General features: G+C 55.5%; 14 protein-coding genes. 10 read left to right on the top strand and 4 right to left on the bottom strand.

Annotation, left to right across the window (positions count from 1 at the left end):
* Window positions 1-66 precede the first annotated feature (66 nt).
* From pilW to NQH49_RS14235, 9 genes are all read left to right on the top strand, one after another.
* Window positions 67-801, top strand: a complete 735-nt coding sequence (gene pilW, locus NQH49_RS14275; RefSeq protein WP_256697117.1) for a type IV pilus biogenesis/stability protein PilW — start codon at window positions 67-69, stop codon at window positions 799-801.
* Window positions 791-1,807 carry a cytoskeleton protein RodZ gene (gene rodZ, locus NQH49_RS14270; protein ID WP_256697115.1) on the top strand — a complete coding sequence of 339 codons (1,017 nt, stop codon included), beginning with the start codon at window positions 791-793 and terminating at the stop codon, window positions 1,805-1,807. Before pilW ends, rodZ begins: the two co-directional genes overlap by 11 nt.
* Window positions 1,808-1,845: 38 nt before the next feature.
* On the top strand, window positions 1,846-2,967 hold the full coding sequence (gene ispG / locus NQH49_RS14265; protein WP_101763487.1) for a flavodoxin-dependent (E)-4-hydroxy-3-methylbut-2-enyl-diphosphate synthase: 1,122 nt from the start codon (window positions 1,846-1,848) through the stop codon (window positions 2,965-2,967).
* 106 nt (window positions 2,968-3,073) lie between these two features.
* A complete protein-coding gene (gene hisS / locus NQH49_RS14260) occupies window positions 3,074-4,348 on the top strand; it encodes a histidine--tRNA ligase (protein WP_256697113.1) in 1,275 nt (424 codons plus the stop codon).
* A gap of 39 nt (window positions 4,349-4,387) precedes the next feature.
* Complete coding sequence (locus NQH49_RS14255) at window positions 4,388-5,005, top strand: YfgM family protein (RefSeq protein WP_256697111.1); 618 nt, start codon at window positions 4,388-4,390, stop codon at window positions 5,003-5,005.
* A gap of 19 nt (window positions 5,006-5,024) precedes the next feature.
* A complete protein-coding gene (bamB, locus tag NQH49_RS14250; RefSeq protein ID WP_256697110.1) occupies window positions 5,025-6,206 on the top strand; it encodes an outer membrane protein assembly factor BamB in 1,182 nt (393 codons plus the stop codon).
* A 178-nt stretch (window positions 6,207-6,384) separates the two neighbouring features.
* Window positions 6,385-7,875, top strand: a complete 1,491-nt coding sequence (der, locus tag NQH49_RS14245; protein ID WP_256697108.1) for a ribosome biogenesis GTPase Der — start codon at window positions 6,385-6,387, stop codon at window positions 7,873-7,875.
* A 96-nt stretch (window positions 7,876-7,971) separates the two neighbouring features.
* Window positions 7,972-8,199 carry a zinc ribbon domain-containing protein gene (locus NQH49_RS14240; protein ID WP_256697106.1) on the top strand — a complete coding sequence of 76 codons (228 nt, stop codon included), beginning with the start codon at window positions 7,972-7,974 and terminating at the stop codon, window positions 8,197-8,199.
* A gap of 328 nt (window positions 8,200-8,527) precedes the next feature.
* Window positions 8,528-10,966 carry a glucose/quinate/shikimate family membrane-bound PQQ-dependent dehydrogenase gene (locus NQH49_RS14235; protein WP_256697104.1) on the top strand — a complete coding sequence of 813 codons (2,439 nt, stop codon included), beginning with the start codon at window positions 8,528-8,530 and terminating at the stop codon, window positions 10,964-10,966.
* An 87-nt stretch (window positions 10,967-11,053) separates the two neighbouring features.
* Here NQH49_RS14235 and NQH49_RS14230 read toward each other — a convergent pair whose 3' ends face one another.
* The 4 genes from NQH49_RS14230 to xseA all read right to left on the bottom strand — a co-directional run bounded on the left by NQH49_RS14230 (window position 11,054) and on the right by xseA (window position 14,098).
* Entirely contained in the window at window positions 11,054-11,236 is a 183-nt protein-coding gene (locus NQH49_RS14230) for a con-10 family general stress protein (RefSeq protein WP_045814915.1), read from the bottom strand.
* Between the two features lie 103 nt (window positions 11,237-11,339).
* A complete protein-coding gene (locus NQH49_RS14225; protein ID WP_256697103.1) occupies window positions 11,340-11,666 on the bottom strand; it encodes a protealysin inhibitor emfourin in 327 nt (108 codons plus the stop codon).
* Complete coding sequence (locus tag NQH49_RS14220) at window positions 11,651-12,676, bottom strand: M4 family metallopeptidase (protein ID WP_256697101.1); 1,026 nt, start codon at window positions 12,674-12,676, stop codon at window positions 11,651-11,653. Before NQH49_RS14220 ends, NQH49_RS14225 begins: the two co-directional genes overlap by 16 nt.
* Before the next feature lie 48 nt (window positions 12,677-12,724).
* Window positions 12,725-14,098 carry an exodeoxyribonuclease VII large subunit gene (gene xseA, locus NQH49_RS14215; protein WP_256697100.1) on the bottom strand — a complete coding sequence of 458 codons (1,374 nt, stop codon included), beginning with the start codon at window positions 14,096-14,098 and terminating at the stop codon, window positions 12,725-12,727.
* 169 nt (window positions 14,099-14,267) lie between these two features.
* On the opposite strand from xseA, the gene guaB reads away from it, so the two are divergent.
* Entirely contained in the window at window positions 14,268-15,734 is a 1,467-nt protein-coding gene (gene guaB, locus NQH49_RS14210) for an IMP dehydrogenase (RefSeq protein ID WP_008108316.1), read from the top strand.
* Window positions 15,735-15,764 lie beyond the last annotated feature (30 nt).

The following is a 15,764-nucleotide window of genomic DNA, read 5'->3' as shown; positions in this document are numbered from 1 at the left end:
CCTGCTGATATTCACCGGGCGTAACTCATGTCAGTCTCTCCGCATATTTTTTATGGAGAGACTGAAATGCGTAAAGGATTACCCGTAGCGATTCTGGCTAGCTTTCTTGTAACCGGTTGTGTCAATTATCCCGCAAGGCAAAGCGCAGCGGATATTCGTTTGCAGCTCGGATTGCACTATCTGGCGGTGAAGGATTATGCCGCTGCACAGCGCAATTTATTGCGTGCTCAGCAGGCAGCGCCGAAAGATTATCGCGTCCCGTTGGCCCTTGCTCGGGTGGCACAGGCGCAGCAGAACAGCGCACAAACCCGCTGGCACTATCAGCGGGCGCAGCAGTTAGCGCCGCTGAATGGTTATGTGGCTAACAATTACGGTGCGTTTCTCTGCGGTTTAAGGCAGTATGACGAAGCGCATCAACAGTTTAAGCTGGCCATTGAGGCGCAGGAAATCGATGCTCGTCAGGATGCATTCCTGTTTTCGGGCTATTGTTACCTGCAGGCTGATGAGAGTGCCGCAGCGCGCGAGCAGTTAGGTTATGCGCTGGATGCCGCACCGGAGCAGGGCAGTCAACTGCTAAGGGAAGTGGAAAGGCGGCTTGAACAGCAGGAACAGCAGTCGGTTCCGCTGCTTTTAGAAGTTTACCATCAGCGTTTGCCAACAACGGCAGAGAGCCTGTGGTTACAGATACGTTTCGCCGCGCAACAGGGAAACGCTGCTGACGTTACACGTTATGGCGACCGGTTGGCGCGAAGTTTTCCACAATCGATACAGTACCAGCGTTATTTAGCTAATGAATACTGAAGCCACTCAAGAGAATTCTGCAGTACATTCCACAGGTGAACGCCTGCGTCTGGCCCGTGAGCAGATGGGGCTGACCCAGCAAAACGTCGCTGAACGCCTGTGCCTGAAACTTACTACCGTGCGTGATATTGAAGAGGATAAGTCACCCGCTGATTTAGCTTCGACATTCCTGCGCGGATACATTCGCTCCTATGCCCGACTGGTGCATGTGCCGGAAGATGACCTGCTGCCGATGATGGCAAAACAGGCTCCGGTGCGCGCGGCCAAGATCGAGCCAATGCAGAGCTTCTCATTGGGTAAGCGTCGTAAAAAGCGCGATGGCTGGCTGATGATCTTCACCTGGTTGGTGATTTTTGTCGTAGTCGGTTTAACCGGTGCGTGGTGGTGGCAGAACCATAAAGCGTCCCAGGCTGATTTGGTGTCGATGGCCGATCAAAACGGCAGCGGCGACAATAGCCAGTCGATTCCATTGGGCGACAACAGCACCGACAGCAATGCCGATGCAGATACCAACGCAGCCGGTACGCCAATTGATAACGGTGCTGGCGCTGTCGCCACGCCGGAAAGTAACACCGCCGCACCTGCGGCGAGCACTAGCACTCCAGCGCAAACCAACGGCAGCGACAACGCCGTGGTTTCGCCGAGCCAGGCACCAATTGATACGGCGCCGCCAGCGGCGACGTCTCCGGCGCCAGCGAACAGCGTTCCTGCCGGCCAGATGCCTACCGGAAATGCGGCTGTCAGCCAACCGGCAGGCGATCCGAATGCCATCGTGATGAACTTCAAAGCCGATTGCTGGCTGGAAGTCAGCGATGCGACCGGCAAGAAGTTGTTCAGCGGTCTGCAACGTAGCGGCGGTAAGCTGAGTTTGTCCGGAACGGCTCCGTATCGTCTGAAAATTGGCGCACCAGGTGCGGTTGACGTGCAATATCAGAATCAGCCCGTTGATTTAAGTCGTTTTATCCGTAATAACCAGGTTGCCCGTCTGACGCTGGGTGCGCAATAACGCGCAGCGCGCTTTCCGGGTAATTGTGGAGAGAGAATATGCATAACGAAGCACCCATTATCCGTCGCAAATCAACACGGATTTACGTCGGCAAGGTGCCAGTTGGCGATGGCGCGCCCATCGCCGTTCAGTCAATGACCAACACCCGCACCACTGATGTGGACGCCACCGTTAACCAGATTCGCCAGCTTGAGCGCGTCGGGGTTGATATCGTGCGCGTCTCTGTTCCTACGATGGATGCGGCTGAAGCCTTCAAACTGATTAAGCAACAGGTCAACGTGCCGCTGGTAGCGGACATTCACTTTGACTATCGCATCGCACTAAAAGTCGCTGAATATGGCGTGGATTGTCTGCGTATCAATCCAGGCAACATCGGCAACAATGAGCGTATCCGCCAGGTGGTGGATTGTGCGCGTCATTACAATATTCCGATCCGCATCGGCGTGAATGCCGGTTCGCTGGAAAAAGATCTGCAGGAAAAATACGGCGAGCCCACGCCGCAGGCGCTACTCGAATCCGCGATGCGCCATGTGGATCATCTCGATCGCCTCAATTTTGATCAGTTCAAAGTGAGCGTCAAAGCCTCCGACGTGTTCCTTGCCGTTGAGTCCTATCGTCTGCTGGCGAAAGCCATCGATCAACCGCTGCACCTCGGTATCACCGAAGCGGGCGGCGCGCGTGCGGGTTCAGTGAAATCGGCGATCGGTTTAGGTTTACTGCTGGCCGAAGGCATTGGCGATACGCTGCGTATTTCGCTGGCGGCCGATCCGGTTGAAGAAGTCAAAGTCGGCTACGACATCCTCAAATCTCTGCGCATTCGTTCGCGCGGCATCAACTTTATCGCCTGCCCGACCTGTTCGCGTCAGGAGTTTGATGTCATCGGCACGGTGAATGCGTTGGAAGAGCGTCTGGAAGACATCATCACGCCGATGGATATTTCCATTATCGGATGCGTGGTGAACGGTCCGGGTGAAGCGACAGTGTCTACTCTTGGCGTGACCGGTGGCGCCAAGAAAAGCGGCTTCTATGAAGATGGTGTGCGCCAACGTGATCGTCTCGATAACAACGACATGATCGACCAGCTGGAAGCGCGTATTCGCGCCAAGGCCAGCATGCTGGATGAAAGCCGCCGCATCAACGTGCAGCAGCTGGAAAAATAATCGTGGTGCGCGCCTGTCGCGTGCCAGTTTGTGATTGAACCTGTGCGGTTTCATCCTCATAAGGTATGATGCCGCTCAGGTTTTTTTGTCTTAAAGAGATTCTAACGTGGCGAAGAATATTCAAGCGATTCGCGGGATGAACGATTACCTGCCGGCGGATACCGCGATTTGGCAGCGTATTGAAGGCACCCTGAAGCAGGTGCTGGCCAGCTATGGTTACAGTGAAATCCGTCTGCCAATCGTTGAGCACACCCCGTTGTTCAGCCGCGCGATCGGTGAAGTCACCGACGTGGTTGAGAAAGAGATGTACACCTTTGAAGACCGCAACGGCGAAAGCCTGACGCTGCGTCCGGAAGGTACCGCAGGTTGCGTACGCGCCGGTATTGAGCACGGCCTGCTGTACAACCAGGAACAGCGTTTGTGGTACACCGGCCCGATGTTCCGCTACGAGCGTCCGCAGAAAGGTCGTTATCGTCAGTTCCACCAGATGGGTGTGGAAGTCTTTGGTCTGCAAGGCCCGGACGTGGATGCTGAGCTGATTATGATGACCGCGCGCTGGTGGAAAGCGTTAGGTATCGCCGAACACGTTGAGCTGGAACTGAACTCTATCGGTTCGCTGGACGCGCGCGCCAACTATCGCAGCGCGCTGGTGGCGTTCCTGGAGCAACATCAGGACGTACTCGACGAAGATTGCAAACGCCGCATGTACACCAATCCACTGCGCGTGCTCGACAGCAAAAATCCTGACATCCAGAAACTGTTAAATGATGCGCCAACGCTGGGCGAGTTCCTTGATGAGGAGTCGCGCGAGCACTTCAGCGGGCTGTGCGCCTTGCTGGACGACGCGGGCATTAAATATCGTATCAACCAGCGCCTGGTGCGCGGCCTCGATTACTACAACCGTACCGTGTTTGAATGGGTGACCAGCAGCCTCGGTTCGCAGGGCACCGTATGCGGTGGCGGACGTTACGATGGTTTAGTTGAGCAGTTGGGTGGCCGTGCCACGCCAGCGGTTGGTTTTGCCATGGGCATGGAGCGTTTGGTGTTGCTGGTGCAAGCGGTTAATCCAGAATTTGAACCGACGCGCATTGTTGATGTCTATGTTATCGCTTCGGGGCAGGGCGTTCAGTCCGCCGCGATGCAACTGGCGGAAAAACTGCGTGATGCTGATCCTGCATTGAAGCTAATGACCAACTTCGGTGGCGGTAACTTCAAGAAGCAGTTTGGACGTGCAGACAAGTGGGGCGCACGCATTGCGCTGGTGCTGGGCGAAGATGAAGTGAAAGCGGGCCAGGTTGTGGTGAAAGACTTGCGTACTGGCGATCAACAGACGCTGGCTCAGAGCGACGCCGCTGCGACGTTGCGCACGCTGCTGCAGTAAGCGCAGCACTGCAACAGCCATTTTAAAGAGAGGGATTGCGTGGAAGTTTACAGCAACGAAAACGAACAAGTTGACGCGCTGCGTCAGTTCTTTGCCAACAATGGCAAATTCCTGGCCGTTGGCGTAATCATCGGTATCGCTGCGCTGGGTGGCTGGCGTTTCTGGTCCAGCCATCAGGAAGGAACCGATAAAGCGGCATCAGCAGAATATCAACAGCTGACCAGCGCGATGCAGGCGGACAAGCCGGATTCGCTGCAAGCGGTCGCCACTTTCGCCAGCGAAAACAACAACACCTACGGTGCGTTGGCGTCGCTGGATCTGGCGAAGCAGTATGTTGAAACCAATCAGCTCGATAAAGCGATCACTCTGTTACAGAGTGGGCTGAAAGATACCAAAGATGCCAATCTGCAGGCGGTGATTAACCTGCGTCTGGCACGCATTCAGTTGCAGCAAAGCCAGGCCGATGCCGCACTTTCTACCCTTAACAATGTTAAAGGTGATGGCTGGACAGCCATTGTGGCGGACATTCGTGGCGAAGCACTGCTGAGCAAAGGCGATAAGCAGGGCGCACGTGATGCCTGGAGCAAAGGTGCTGAATCGCAGGCCTCTCCTGCGCTGAAGCAAATGCTGCAGATGAAGATGAATAACTTAAGTTAAGCCAGTCAAGAGAGCGCACATGGAATTACGTAAATACCTGCTGCCAGGGCTGATTTCAGTCACTCTGCTCAGCGGTTGCTCGCTGTTCAGCGGCGAAGAAGATGTAGTGAAAATGGCCCCGCTGCCTAAAGTGGAAAACCAGTTTACGCCGCAGACCGCGTGGAGCACCTCAGTCGGCGACGGCGTTGGTGATTTCTATTCCAATCTGCATCCAGCCTGGCTGGACGGTACCGTGTATGCTGCGGATCGTTTTGGTGTAGTTAAAGCGCTTGATGCCAGCAATGGTAAAGAGAAGTGGAAAGTTGATCTCTCTGAGAAAACCGGCTTCTTCTCGAAAAACATCTCGGCACTGCTTTCTGGCGGCGTAACGGCCAGCGGCGATCGCATCTACATCGGTAGCGAACGTGGTCAGGTATTTGCGTTGAATACCAGCGATGGTGGCATTGCCTGGCAGACCAAGGTCGCCGGTGAAGCGCTGTCGCGTCCGGTAGTGAGCGACGGTTTAGTGCTGATCCACACCAGCAACGGTATGCTGCAAGGTCTTGATCAGAGCACTGGCGTAATCAAATGGACCGTCAACCTCGATATGCCTGCGCTGTCACTGCGCGGTGAATCAGCCCCGACCGTGGCCTTTGGTGGCGCAATTGTGGGTGGCGATAATGGCCGCGTGAGCGCAGTCATCGTCAATCAAGGTCAGCTGATTTGGCAGCAGCGTATTTCGCAGCCAAGCGGCGCCACGGAAATCGATCGCCTAAGCGACGTCGATACTACGCCAGTCGTGGTAAACGGTGTGGTTTATGCGCTGGCGTATAACGGTAACCTCACCGCGCTGGAACTGCGTTCTGGTCAGGTTCTGTGGAAACGTGAGATTGGCGGCGTGAAAGACATGGTGGTGGATGCGGGTCGTATCTATCTGGTCGATCAGGATGACCGCGTGATTGCCCTGAATGCTGACGGTGGCGTAGCCATCTGGCGTCAAAGCGATCTGCTGCATCGTAATCTGACCTCGCCGGTGCTGTTCAACGGTTATCTGGTTGTCGGTGATAGCGAAGGTTATCTGCACTGGATTAACACCCTTGACGGCCGCTTCGTGGCGCAGCAGAAACTGGACAGCGATGGCTTCCAGACTGAACCGGTTGTTGCCGGTGACAAGCTGCTGATCCAGGCGAAAGGCGGAGAAGTTTACGCCATCACCCGTTAAGGATTTGGCTCTGCGGGAACGCGTTTCCCGCTCGCTTACACGGCTCCTGATTCGTCAGGGGCCGTTTCGTTTTTAGTCAGGCATGGTATTCTTTGCGCCTTCAGCCTGACGCCTGGCGTCAAATGTCGTTATAATCACGCCATTCGGGCGAATTATTTTAAAAACTGAGGCAAGTGTTATGGTACCTGTGGTCGCGCTGGTTGGGCGTCCCAATGTGGGAAAATCTACGCTATTTAACCGTTTAACACGCACACGTGATGCGCTGGTGGCGGATTTTCCTGGACTGACTCGCGATCGCAAATATGGTCGCGCCGAAGTGGAAGGGCGCGAATTCATTGTTATTGATACCGGCGGTATTGATGGCACCGAAGAGGGCGTAGAAAACCGCATGGCGGAGCAGTCGCTGCTGGCGATTGAAGAAGCCGATGTGGTGCTGTTTATGGTGGATGCGCGCGCGGGCGTAATGCCGGCGGATCAGCAAATCGCTAATCATCTGCGTGCGCGTGAGAAAGCCACCTTTGTGGTCGCCAACAAAACTGACGGTATTGACCCGGAAGCGGCGGTGCTGGATTTCTATGCGCTGGGCTTAGGCGAGATTCACGCCATTGCAGCTTCGCATGGCCGTGGCGTTAACAGCCTGCTGGAAACCGCACTGTTGCCGTGGATGGAAGAAATTGTTCCAGAAGTCGAACTCACTGAAGAAGAAGAGAACGCCGCCTATTGGGCCGATTTAGAAGAAGAGAGTGAGAAGGCGCTGGAGGAAGAGGAAGAAGAAGACTTCGACCCAACCACACTGCCAATCAAACTCGCCATCGTCGGCCGCCCCAACGTGGGTAAGTCAACGCTGACTAACCGTATTCTTGGCGAAGATCGTGTCGTGGTCTTCGACATGCCTGGCACCACGCGCGACAGCATCTATATTCCGATGGAACGTGATGGACGTGAGTATGTCCTGATTGATACCGCTGGCGTACGTAAGCGCGGTAAAATCACCGAAACAGTCGAGAAATTCTCGGTTATTAAAACGTTGCAAGCGATCGAAGACGCTAACGTTGTGATGCTGGTGATTGATGCGCGTGCCGGAATTTCCGATCAGGATCTGTCGCTGCTTGGCTTCATCCTGAATAGTGGGCGCTCACTGGTGATCGTGGTCAACAAATGGGATGGCATGACGCAGGAAGCCAGAGATGAAGTCAAAGAGATGTTGGACTTCCGCCTGGGCTTTATCGATTTTGCGCGCATCCACTTCATTTCAGCCCTGCACGGCAGCGGCGTCGGTGACCTGTTCGAATCGGTGACCGAAGCCTACGACTGCTCCACCAAACGTGTGGGCACCGCCATGTTGACGCGCATCATGACCATGGCCGCCGACGATCACCAGCCGCCATTGGTGCGTGGTCGCCGCGTGAAGCTAAAGTATGCGCACGCCGGTGGTTATAACCCGCCAATCGTGGTGATTCACGGTAACCAGGTGAAAGATCTGGCCGATTCCTATAAACGTTACCTGATGAACTACTTCCGTCGTTCACTCAACGTGATGGGTACGCCGATTCGCATTCAGTTCAAAGAGGGCGATAACCCGTACGCGGGCAAACGCAACCTGTTGACGCCAACGCAGCAGCGTAAACGCCAGCGTCTGATGTCGCATCTGAAGAAGAACAAGCGTTAAGATGATAAGGGCCCAGCAGGGCCCTTTTTTTATGAACCTGTAACGCGTAGGGTCGCCATTCATGGCGACCGCCATCCAAAGCGCAGAGGATGATTGATGAATTTTTCCTGCCCAGCCTGTCAGCAACGACTCACTCACAATGAAACCGGTTTTGACTGCCCCAACTGTGAACGTCATTTCGCACACATCGCCTCATGCCCGGATTGCCACCAACCGTTGCAGGTGCTGAAAGCCTGCGGTGCGGTGGACTACTTCTGCCAGCACGGCGACGGCCTAATTTCCAAAAAACGTGTCGAATTCATCCCTGACTTAACGTCGCAATAATAAAAGTCACGATAAGCCGTCATATTTATGAATAGCTTACGGCTGGATTTGTAGCAAAAATGCTATTAACCAGTGACTGCCGCGTTATGGATATTCACTTTTTATTGTACCAGGTGGTACAATCCTGCCGCCTTGTAGCGAGAATCACTCTCACCTGCGTTGTGTCCTCGCTCACAAGCGCCGAATCACGGGCATTGCACCCGTACCAATAGATATAAAATAAAGCGTAACGGAATTATTCCTGTCTCCCGCTGCGGCTGGAGCCTTGTTATCGGCTGCCACAGATTTACTGGCGCCAGCGCTTTATTTTTTCAGGAGAGTTTTTGTTATGGCAGAAAATTCCGCTCGTCCCGGCAAAGGGCTGAGCATCTGGTCCGTACTGTTTGGCCTGGTCCTGCTGGCTATCGGTTTGTTCTTCGCTATCGGCGGCGGCAAGCTGGTTGCGCTGGGCGGCAGCTGGTACTTCCTCATCGCCGGTATCGTCATGTTGCTGTCGGCCATTCAGTTCTTCCGTCGCAAATCATCCGCCGTCACCCTGTTTATTCTGGTGTTTGCTGGCACGTTGATTTGGTCACTGTTTGATGCAGGCCTGCATTTCTGGCCGCTGGTCTCGCGCTTGATGGTGCCGGCCGGCTTGATGCTGTTTGCATTCCTCACCTGGCCAGCCCTGCGTAAAAGCGAAGGCAAAAGCTCCCTGGCGAAAGTCTCTTATGTGCTGTCTGCGGTGATCGTGGTGGGCATGGTGGCGACCTTCGTGCAGATGTTCCAGCCGCATCCTACCGTGGCATTTGACGGTAAACAGCTGCCGCTGATTCCGGTCGATAAAGCAAAACCTCAGCAAGACTGGAGCAGCTACGGCCGTACGCCGGGTGGCGACCGCTTCGCTGCCATCGATCAGATTACCCGCGACAACGTGAAAGATCTGCAGGTTGCCTGGACTTTCCACACTGGCGATACGCCAATCAGCCCAACCGGTAACGGTGCGGAAGATCAGCAAACCCCATTACAGGTGGGCAACACGCTGTTCCTGTGCACCCCGCATAACAATGTGATTGCGGTTGCCGCAGACAGCGGTAAGGAAATCTGGAAACGCGAAATCAACGCGCAGGCAGAAGTGTGGAACCGCTGCCGTGGCTTAGCCTATTTCGATGCGACTAAACCGCTGCAGCAGCCAACCGAGCCGGGTTCAACGCCGGTTACTGCCGCTGTGCTGCCTGCTGGCGATACCTGTCAGCGTCGTATTCTGATGAACACCATTGATGCGCGTCTGATTGCTATCAACGCCGACAACGGTGAGCTGTGCGACACCTTCGGTACGCACGGTGTGGTTGACCTGAAAACCGGTCTGGGCAGTGCGCCAGATCCGCAATATCAGCTGACGTCACCGCCAGCGATGGCCGGTACCACTGTTGTTGTGGGTGGTCGTGTCGCCGATAACGTACAGACCGACATGCCTGGCGGCGTGCTGCGTGGTTTTGACGTCATCACCGGTCAGATGCGTTGGGCGTTTGACCCAGGCAACGACGACCCAAATGCGGTGCTGATGCCGGGTAAAAATTACACCCGCAGTACGCCAAACTCGTGGGCGCCAATGTCTTACGATCCGGCAATGAACACCGTGTTCCTGCCGATGGGTAGCTCGTCAGTGGATCTGTGGGGTGCGAACCGTACCAAACTGGATCACACTTACGGCGCATCAATTCTGGCGTTGGATGCCACCACCGGTAAGCAGAAGTGGGTTTATCAGACCGTGCATAACGATCTGTGGGACTTCGACCTGCCAATGCAGCCGAGCCTGGTCGACTTCCCGATGAAGGATGGCACCAACAAGCCAGCCGTCGTTATCGGCGCGAAAACCGGCATGATCTGGGTGCTGGATCGCCTGACCGGCAAGCCTTTGACCAAAGTTGAAGAGCTGCCGATGCCGCAGGGTCACATCCCGAACGAGCAGTACACCAAAACTCAGCCGCACTCTGTGGAAATGCCAAATATCGGCAACCAGAAAATGACGGAGTCGGATATGTGGGGTGCAACACCGTTTGATCAGCTGGCGTGCCGTATTGCCTTTAAAGGCATGCGTTACGATGGTCTGTTCACCGTGCCGGATACCGATAAATCCCTCAGCTTCCCAGGTTCACTGGGCGGTATGAACTGGGGCGGTATCTCGTTTGACCCGAACAACCAGTACATGTTCGTTAACGATATGCGTCTGGGTCTGTGGGTACAGATGATTCCACAAGACACCAGCAAAACGGCGGCCAGCAACGGTGGTGAAGCTATCAACACCGGTATGGGTGCGGTTCCGCTGAAAGGCACACCGTACGCGGTGAACAAAAACCGCTTCATGTCGCCGCTGGGCATTCCGTGCCAGGCTCCGCCGTTCGGTACGCTGTCAGCGATTGACATGAAAACCCGTCAGATCGTGTGGCAGGTGCCGGTGGGTACGGTAGAAGATACCGGTCCGTTTGGTATCAAAATGCGCGCGAAAATGCCAATTGGTATGCCGACCTTAGGCGGCACGCTGGCAACGCAGGGTGGCCTGGTGTTCATCGCGGGTACGCAGGATTACTATCTGCGCGCTTTCGATAGCTCAACCGGTAAAGAAGTGTGGAAAGCACGTCTGCCAGTCGGCAGCCAGGGCGGTCCAATCAGCTATGTTTCGCCGAAAACCGGCAAACAGTACATCCTGATCTCCGCAGGCGGTGCACGTCAGTCGCCAGACCGTGGTGATTACGTGATTGCTTACGCGCTGCCAGACAGCAAGTAAGTTAAAAAAGGAGAAAGGCCGACATCATGATGTCGGCCTTTTTTTTATCACCCTCCGTGGCACATCTCTTCCTTTAAGGCACCTTAATTACTGCTGCTTAGAAGGGCGACGGCTTTTTTGACCTCCTTTTCTTCCAGCTTCCCTGGCTCTTTCAGGATCGTTTCTGAAATTACCCCCACTGACTTTGCCGCCAGCGCTACCGGCTTCCCTGGCGCGCTCCGGGTCCTCTGCAAAGTTCCCGGCACCACCTCGTTGCTTTTTTTGTGTCATAGCAGAGACCTCATCTAAGGGTGTTTTCTTCGACGTGGACTAGCTAGCCACATAATGAGTATAGTCAATCAGTTACGCTCTGCCTTGAGAGATCTCCTATAACCTATTCACCGTCTCGCCACAGCGATTGCAGCTCGGGGGGCGCCAGTTGTTCGGGAATTAAAATCACGAAACTTCCCGCTTCACGATGTGTGGTGTAAGAGATTTGAATGCGGTAGTAGCGCTGATCGCCACGACCGACATTTGCCGCCTGATCTTCCGTTTCCCCCAAGGGCATTGCTTGTTCCAGTACTTCGCAGACGCGCTGCTTTTGCGGTTCCGGCAGTTCCGCCAGCGCAAAGCGCCGTTCGCCGCGCAGTTTAGGGATAAAAGCGATTCCGCCTTCCCGCGCCAGCTCGATGATTGCGTCATCGGTCAGTTGGATGTCCATGTTACGCCTACCTGCTGCCAGGCGGATTGGATCTTTTCCGCCACTGAGCTGTTGAATCGTTGATTGGCGTGCTGCACGGTAAAGCGCGCAAAGGTGCTGAAATCGGCATCCTGTGGCAGCGTTTCGTCGCACAGCGTGTCGTACCAGGCTTGACCGGCCTGTTCCCACGCAAAGCCGCCCAGCGCTTTAGCGGCGAGGTAAAAAGCGCGATTGGGAATGCCGGAATTGAGGTGCACGCCGCCGTTGTCGTCACGCGTTTCGATATAGTGCGCCATATCGGCCGGTTGCGGATCTTTACCCAGCACAGGATCATCGTAGGCCGTTCCCGGTGACGACATCGAGCGCAATCCGCGCCCGTTGATGCCCTGCGCCAGTAACCCTTCGCCGATAATCCAGTCGGCCTGATCGGCGCTCTGCTTGAGGTGAAATTGCTTCACCAGCGAACCAAACACGTCAGACATCGATTCATTCAGCGCGCCTGCCTGCTGGAAATAGATCAATCCCGCTTCGGTTTCTGTCACGCCGTGCGTCAGCTCGTGCGCCACCACATCCAGCGCGATAGTGAAGCGATTGAAAATCTCGCCGTCACCGTCACCAAACACCATCTGCTGCCCGTTCCAGAAGGCGTTCTGATACTCCTTGCCGTAATGCACGGTGCCATCGAGCTTGAGGCCTTTATTGTCCAGCGAGTTGCGTTGGTAGATTTGCCAGAAGAAATCGTGGGTAATGCCGAGATAGTTCCAGGCTTCTTCGGCTGCAACATCACCATTTCCCGGCTGGCCTTCTTCGCGCACCAACGTGCCGGGCAGATTTTGCGTTCCTTCGGCGTCATAGATAGCACGCAGCACCGTGCCTGGCTGAGCGGTGGCGGTGCTTGCTGGTTTAGCGTTATGTTCGCCCATCAAGTGCTGGACGTGGGTGAGGGTGCGGCGCGCGTAGTCTTGTTGCGCGCCGGAGCAGTTATCAATGATATTGCGCAGAATGTAGGGAGGAATAACGCTGTAAGACATAAAAAACTCCTGGCCATTGAGGTACATGCCAGAAGTATAGTTTTCCCGCTATGAACGCGCTTTGCGGCTCCGGGATTTCTGCGGTTCGAGTGCGGTAACCTGGCTTTCCACCCAGCCATCGTCCAGCCGGGTGCGCAGCAAGTCGCCTTTGCTCAGCTGTTGGGTTTTCTTCACCACCTGACCTTGGGTGTCGGTGGTGACGCTGAAGCCACGCGCCAGCGTCGCCAGCGGGCTCACGCCTTCCAGCTGTGCCGCCAGCGTGCCAAAGCGCTGACGATTGTGATTGAGCTGCTTCTCCATGCCCTGCTGTAAGCGATAGTGCCATTGCTGGAGCTGCTGCTGAGCGCGCAGAATACGTCCCTGCGGCTGCTGGGCATTGAGGCGTTGCAGCAGGCGATCCTGCTGACGGTTGGCCACCCGCAGGCGCTGATCCATCGCTTCACCGAGACGGCGCTGCAGCTGAAATAACGCGGTTTGCTGGCGTGCCAGACGCAGCTGTGGATGCTGCTGCTGCAAGCGGTGCTGAATGCGCGTGAAACGACGCTGCTGCTGAGCCAGATAGAAATCCATCGCCATCTCCATGCGCTGCTGCTGCGACTGCAAACGGCGCAACAGTTCAAGCTGATTACGGCTCACCAATTCTGCCGCAGCAGACGGCGTCGGCGCACGTAAATCCGCTACGAAGTCAGCGATAGTGACATCGGTTTCATGCCCAACGGCGCTGACAATCGGCAGGCGGCTGGCAAAAATCGCCCGCGCCACACGCTCGTCATTGAAGCTCCACAAATCTTCCAGTGAACCGCCGCCACGACCGACAATCAGCACGTCACACTCATCGCGCTGGTTAGCCAGCTCAATGGCACGCACAATACCAGCCGGCGCATCCACGCCTTGCACCGCGGTGGGATAGATAATCACCGGCAGTGAAGGATCGCGTCGATGCAGCACGCGCAGCACGTCGTGCAGCGCCGCGCCGGTGGCGGAGGTAATCACGCCCACCTGACGCGCCGGATCCGGCAGCGGCTGTTTAAACTGTTGATCGAATAAGCCTTCCGCGGCTAAACGCGCTTTCAGCTGTTCAAATTGCTGCTGCAGCAAGCCTTCACCGGCCGGATGCATGCTTTCGATAATCAGCTGATAATCGCCGCGCGGCTCATACAGCGTGATGCTGGCGCGCACTAACACTTGCTGGCCATGTTGAGGACGGAAGGTGACGCGACGATTGCTGTTGCGGAACATTGCGCAGCGCACTTGTGCGCCATCATCCTTCAACGTGAAGTACCAATGACCGGAAGAGGGCTGAGTGAAATTTGAAATTTCAGCGCTGAGCCACACCAGGCCCATCTCATTTTCCAGTAGTTGGCGCACCGTGGTGTTCAGGCGGCTGACGGTAAAAATATTGGCGGTTGGCGGTAGCGACATGTGATGTAGATCAAATTTTAAATCAGAGGGTTAATCAACTGATACTACATTGCTTGCCCCGAGGATCAAGACATTTTCTGAAAAAACACTGGAGGCAATCGGTTTCGGCCTGTATAATGCCGCGGCAATATTTTATCTGTTTTAATCGCCCCCAGGTGGAGATATTGCAATGTTAAGAATCGCTAAAGAAGCCCTCACATTTGACGACGTTCTGCTCGTTCCCGCTCACTCCACTGTCTTACCAAACACCGCTGATCTCAGCACTCAACTGACGAAAAACATCCGTCTTAACATCCCAATGCTCTCTGCTGCCATGGACACCGTGACCGAAGCCGGTCTGGCCATTGCACTGGCGCAGGAAGGGGGGTTGGGCTTTATTCACAAAAACATGTCAATTGAGCGCCAGGCAGACGAAGTTCGTAAGGTGAAAAAACACGAAAGCGGCGTAGTTACCGATCCGCAAACCGTGCTGCCAACCACCGCGCTGGCGGCGGTGAAAGAGCTGACCGAACGTAACGGTTTCGCCGGTTATCCGGTAGTGAACACCGAGAACGAGTTGGTGGGCATCATCACTGGCCGTGACGTGCGTTTTGTTACCGACCTGACGTTGCCGGTTTCTGCGGTGATGACCCCGAAGGAGCGTCTGGTCACGGTGAAAGAGGGTGAAGCCCGCGAAGTTGTGCTGCACAAAATGCACGAGAAGCGTGTTGAGAAAGCGCTGGTTGTTGATGACAGCTTCCACCTGCTGGGCATGATCACCGTTAAAGATTTCCAGAAAGCCGAACGTAAACCTAACGCCTGTAAAGATGCGGAAGGCCGCCTGCGCGTAGGCGCGGCGGTAGGTGCTGGTGCAGGCAACGAAGAGCGTGTCGATGCGCTGGTGGCTGCTGGCGTTGACGTGCTGCTGATTGACTCGTCACACGGTCATTCTGAAGGCGTGCTGCAGCGCATTCGTGAAACCCGTGCAAAATACCCGAACCTGGAAATCATTGGCGGCAACGTCGCTACCGGCGCAGGCGCACTGGCGCTGGCGCAGGCTGGCGTGAGCGCGGTGAAAGTGGGTATCGGCCCTGGCTCAATTTGCACCACGCGTATCGTTACCGGCGTTGGCGTTCCACAGATCACCGCGGTTTCTGATGCGGTTGCCGCGCTGGAAGGCACCGGCATTCCGGTTATCGCTGATGGCGGCATCCGCTTCTCTGGCGACATCGCTAAAGCGATTGCAGCAGGCGCAGCGGCCGTGATGGTTGGCTCGATGCTGGCCGGTACCGAAGAGTCTCCGGGCGAAATCGAGCTTTATCAAGGCCGTTCGTTCAAGTCTTATCGCGGTATGGGTTCATTGGGCGCGATGTCTAAAGGCTCTTCAGACCGTTACTTCCAGAGCGATAACGCCGCTGACAAACTGGTACCGGAAGGTATCGAAGGTCGCGTTGCCTATAAAGGCCGCCTGAAAGAGATCGTGCACCAGCAAATGGGCGGCCTGCGCTCTTGCATGGGCCTGACCGGTTGCCCAACCATCGACGATCTGCGTACCAAAGCGGAGTTCGTGCGCATCAGCGGCGCGGGCATCAACGAAAGCCACGTGCATGACGTGACCATCACCAAAGAGTCGCCAAACTACCGCATGGGTTCATAATCCCGTAAAATTTAGCGCCCGGCACTCGCC

It is taken from the genome of Pantoea trifolii, assembly GCF_024506435.1.
GTDB classification, from domain to species: domain Bacteria; phylum Pseudomonadota; class Gammaproteobacteria; order Enterobacterales; family Enterobacteriaceae; genus Pantoea; species Pantoea trifolii.
Note: the sequence above shows the minus strand (reverse complement) of the source record. Positions and strands in the feature narration are given on the sequence as shown.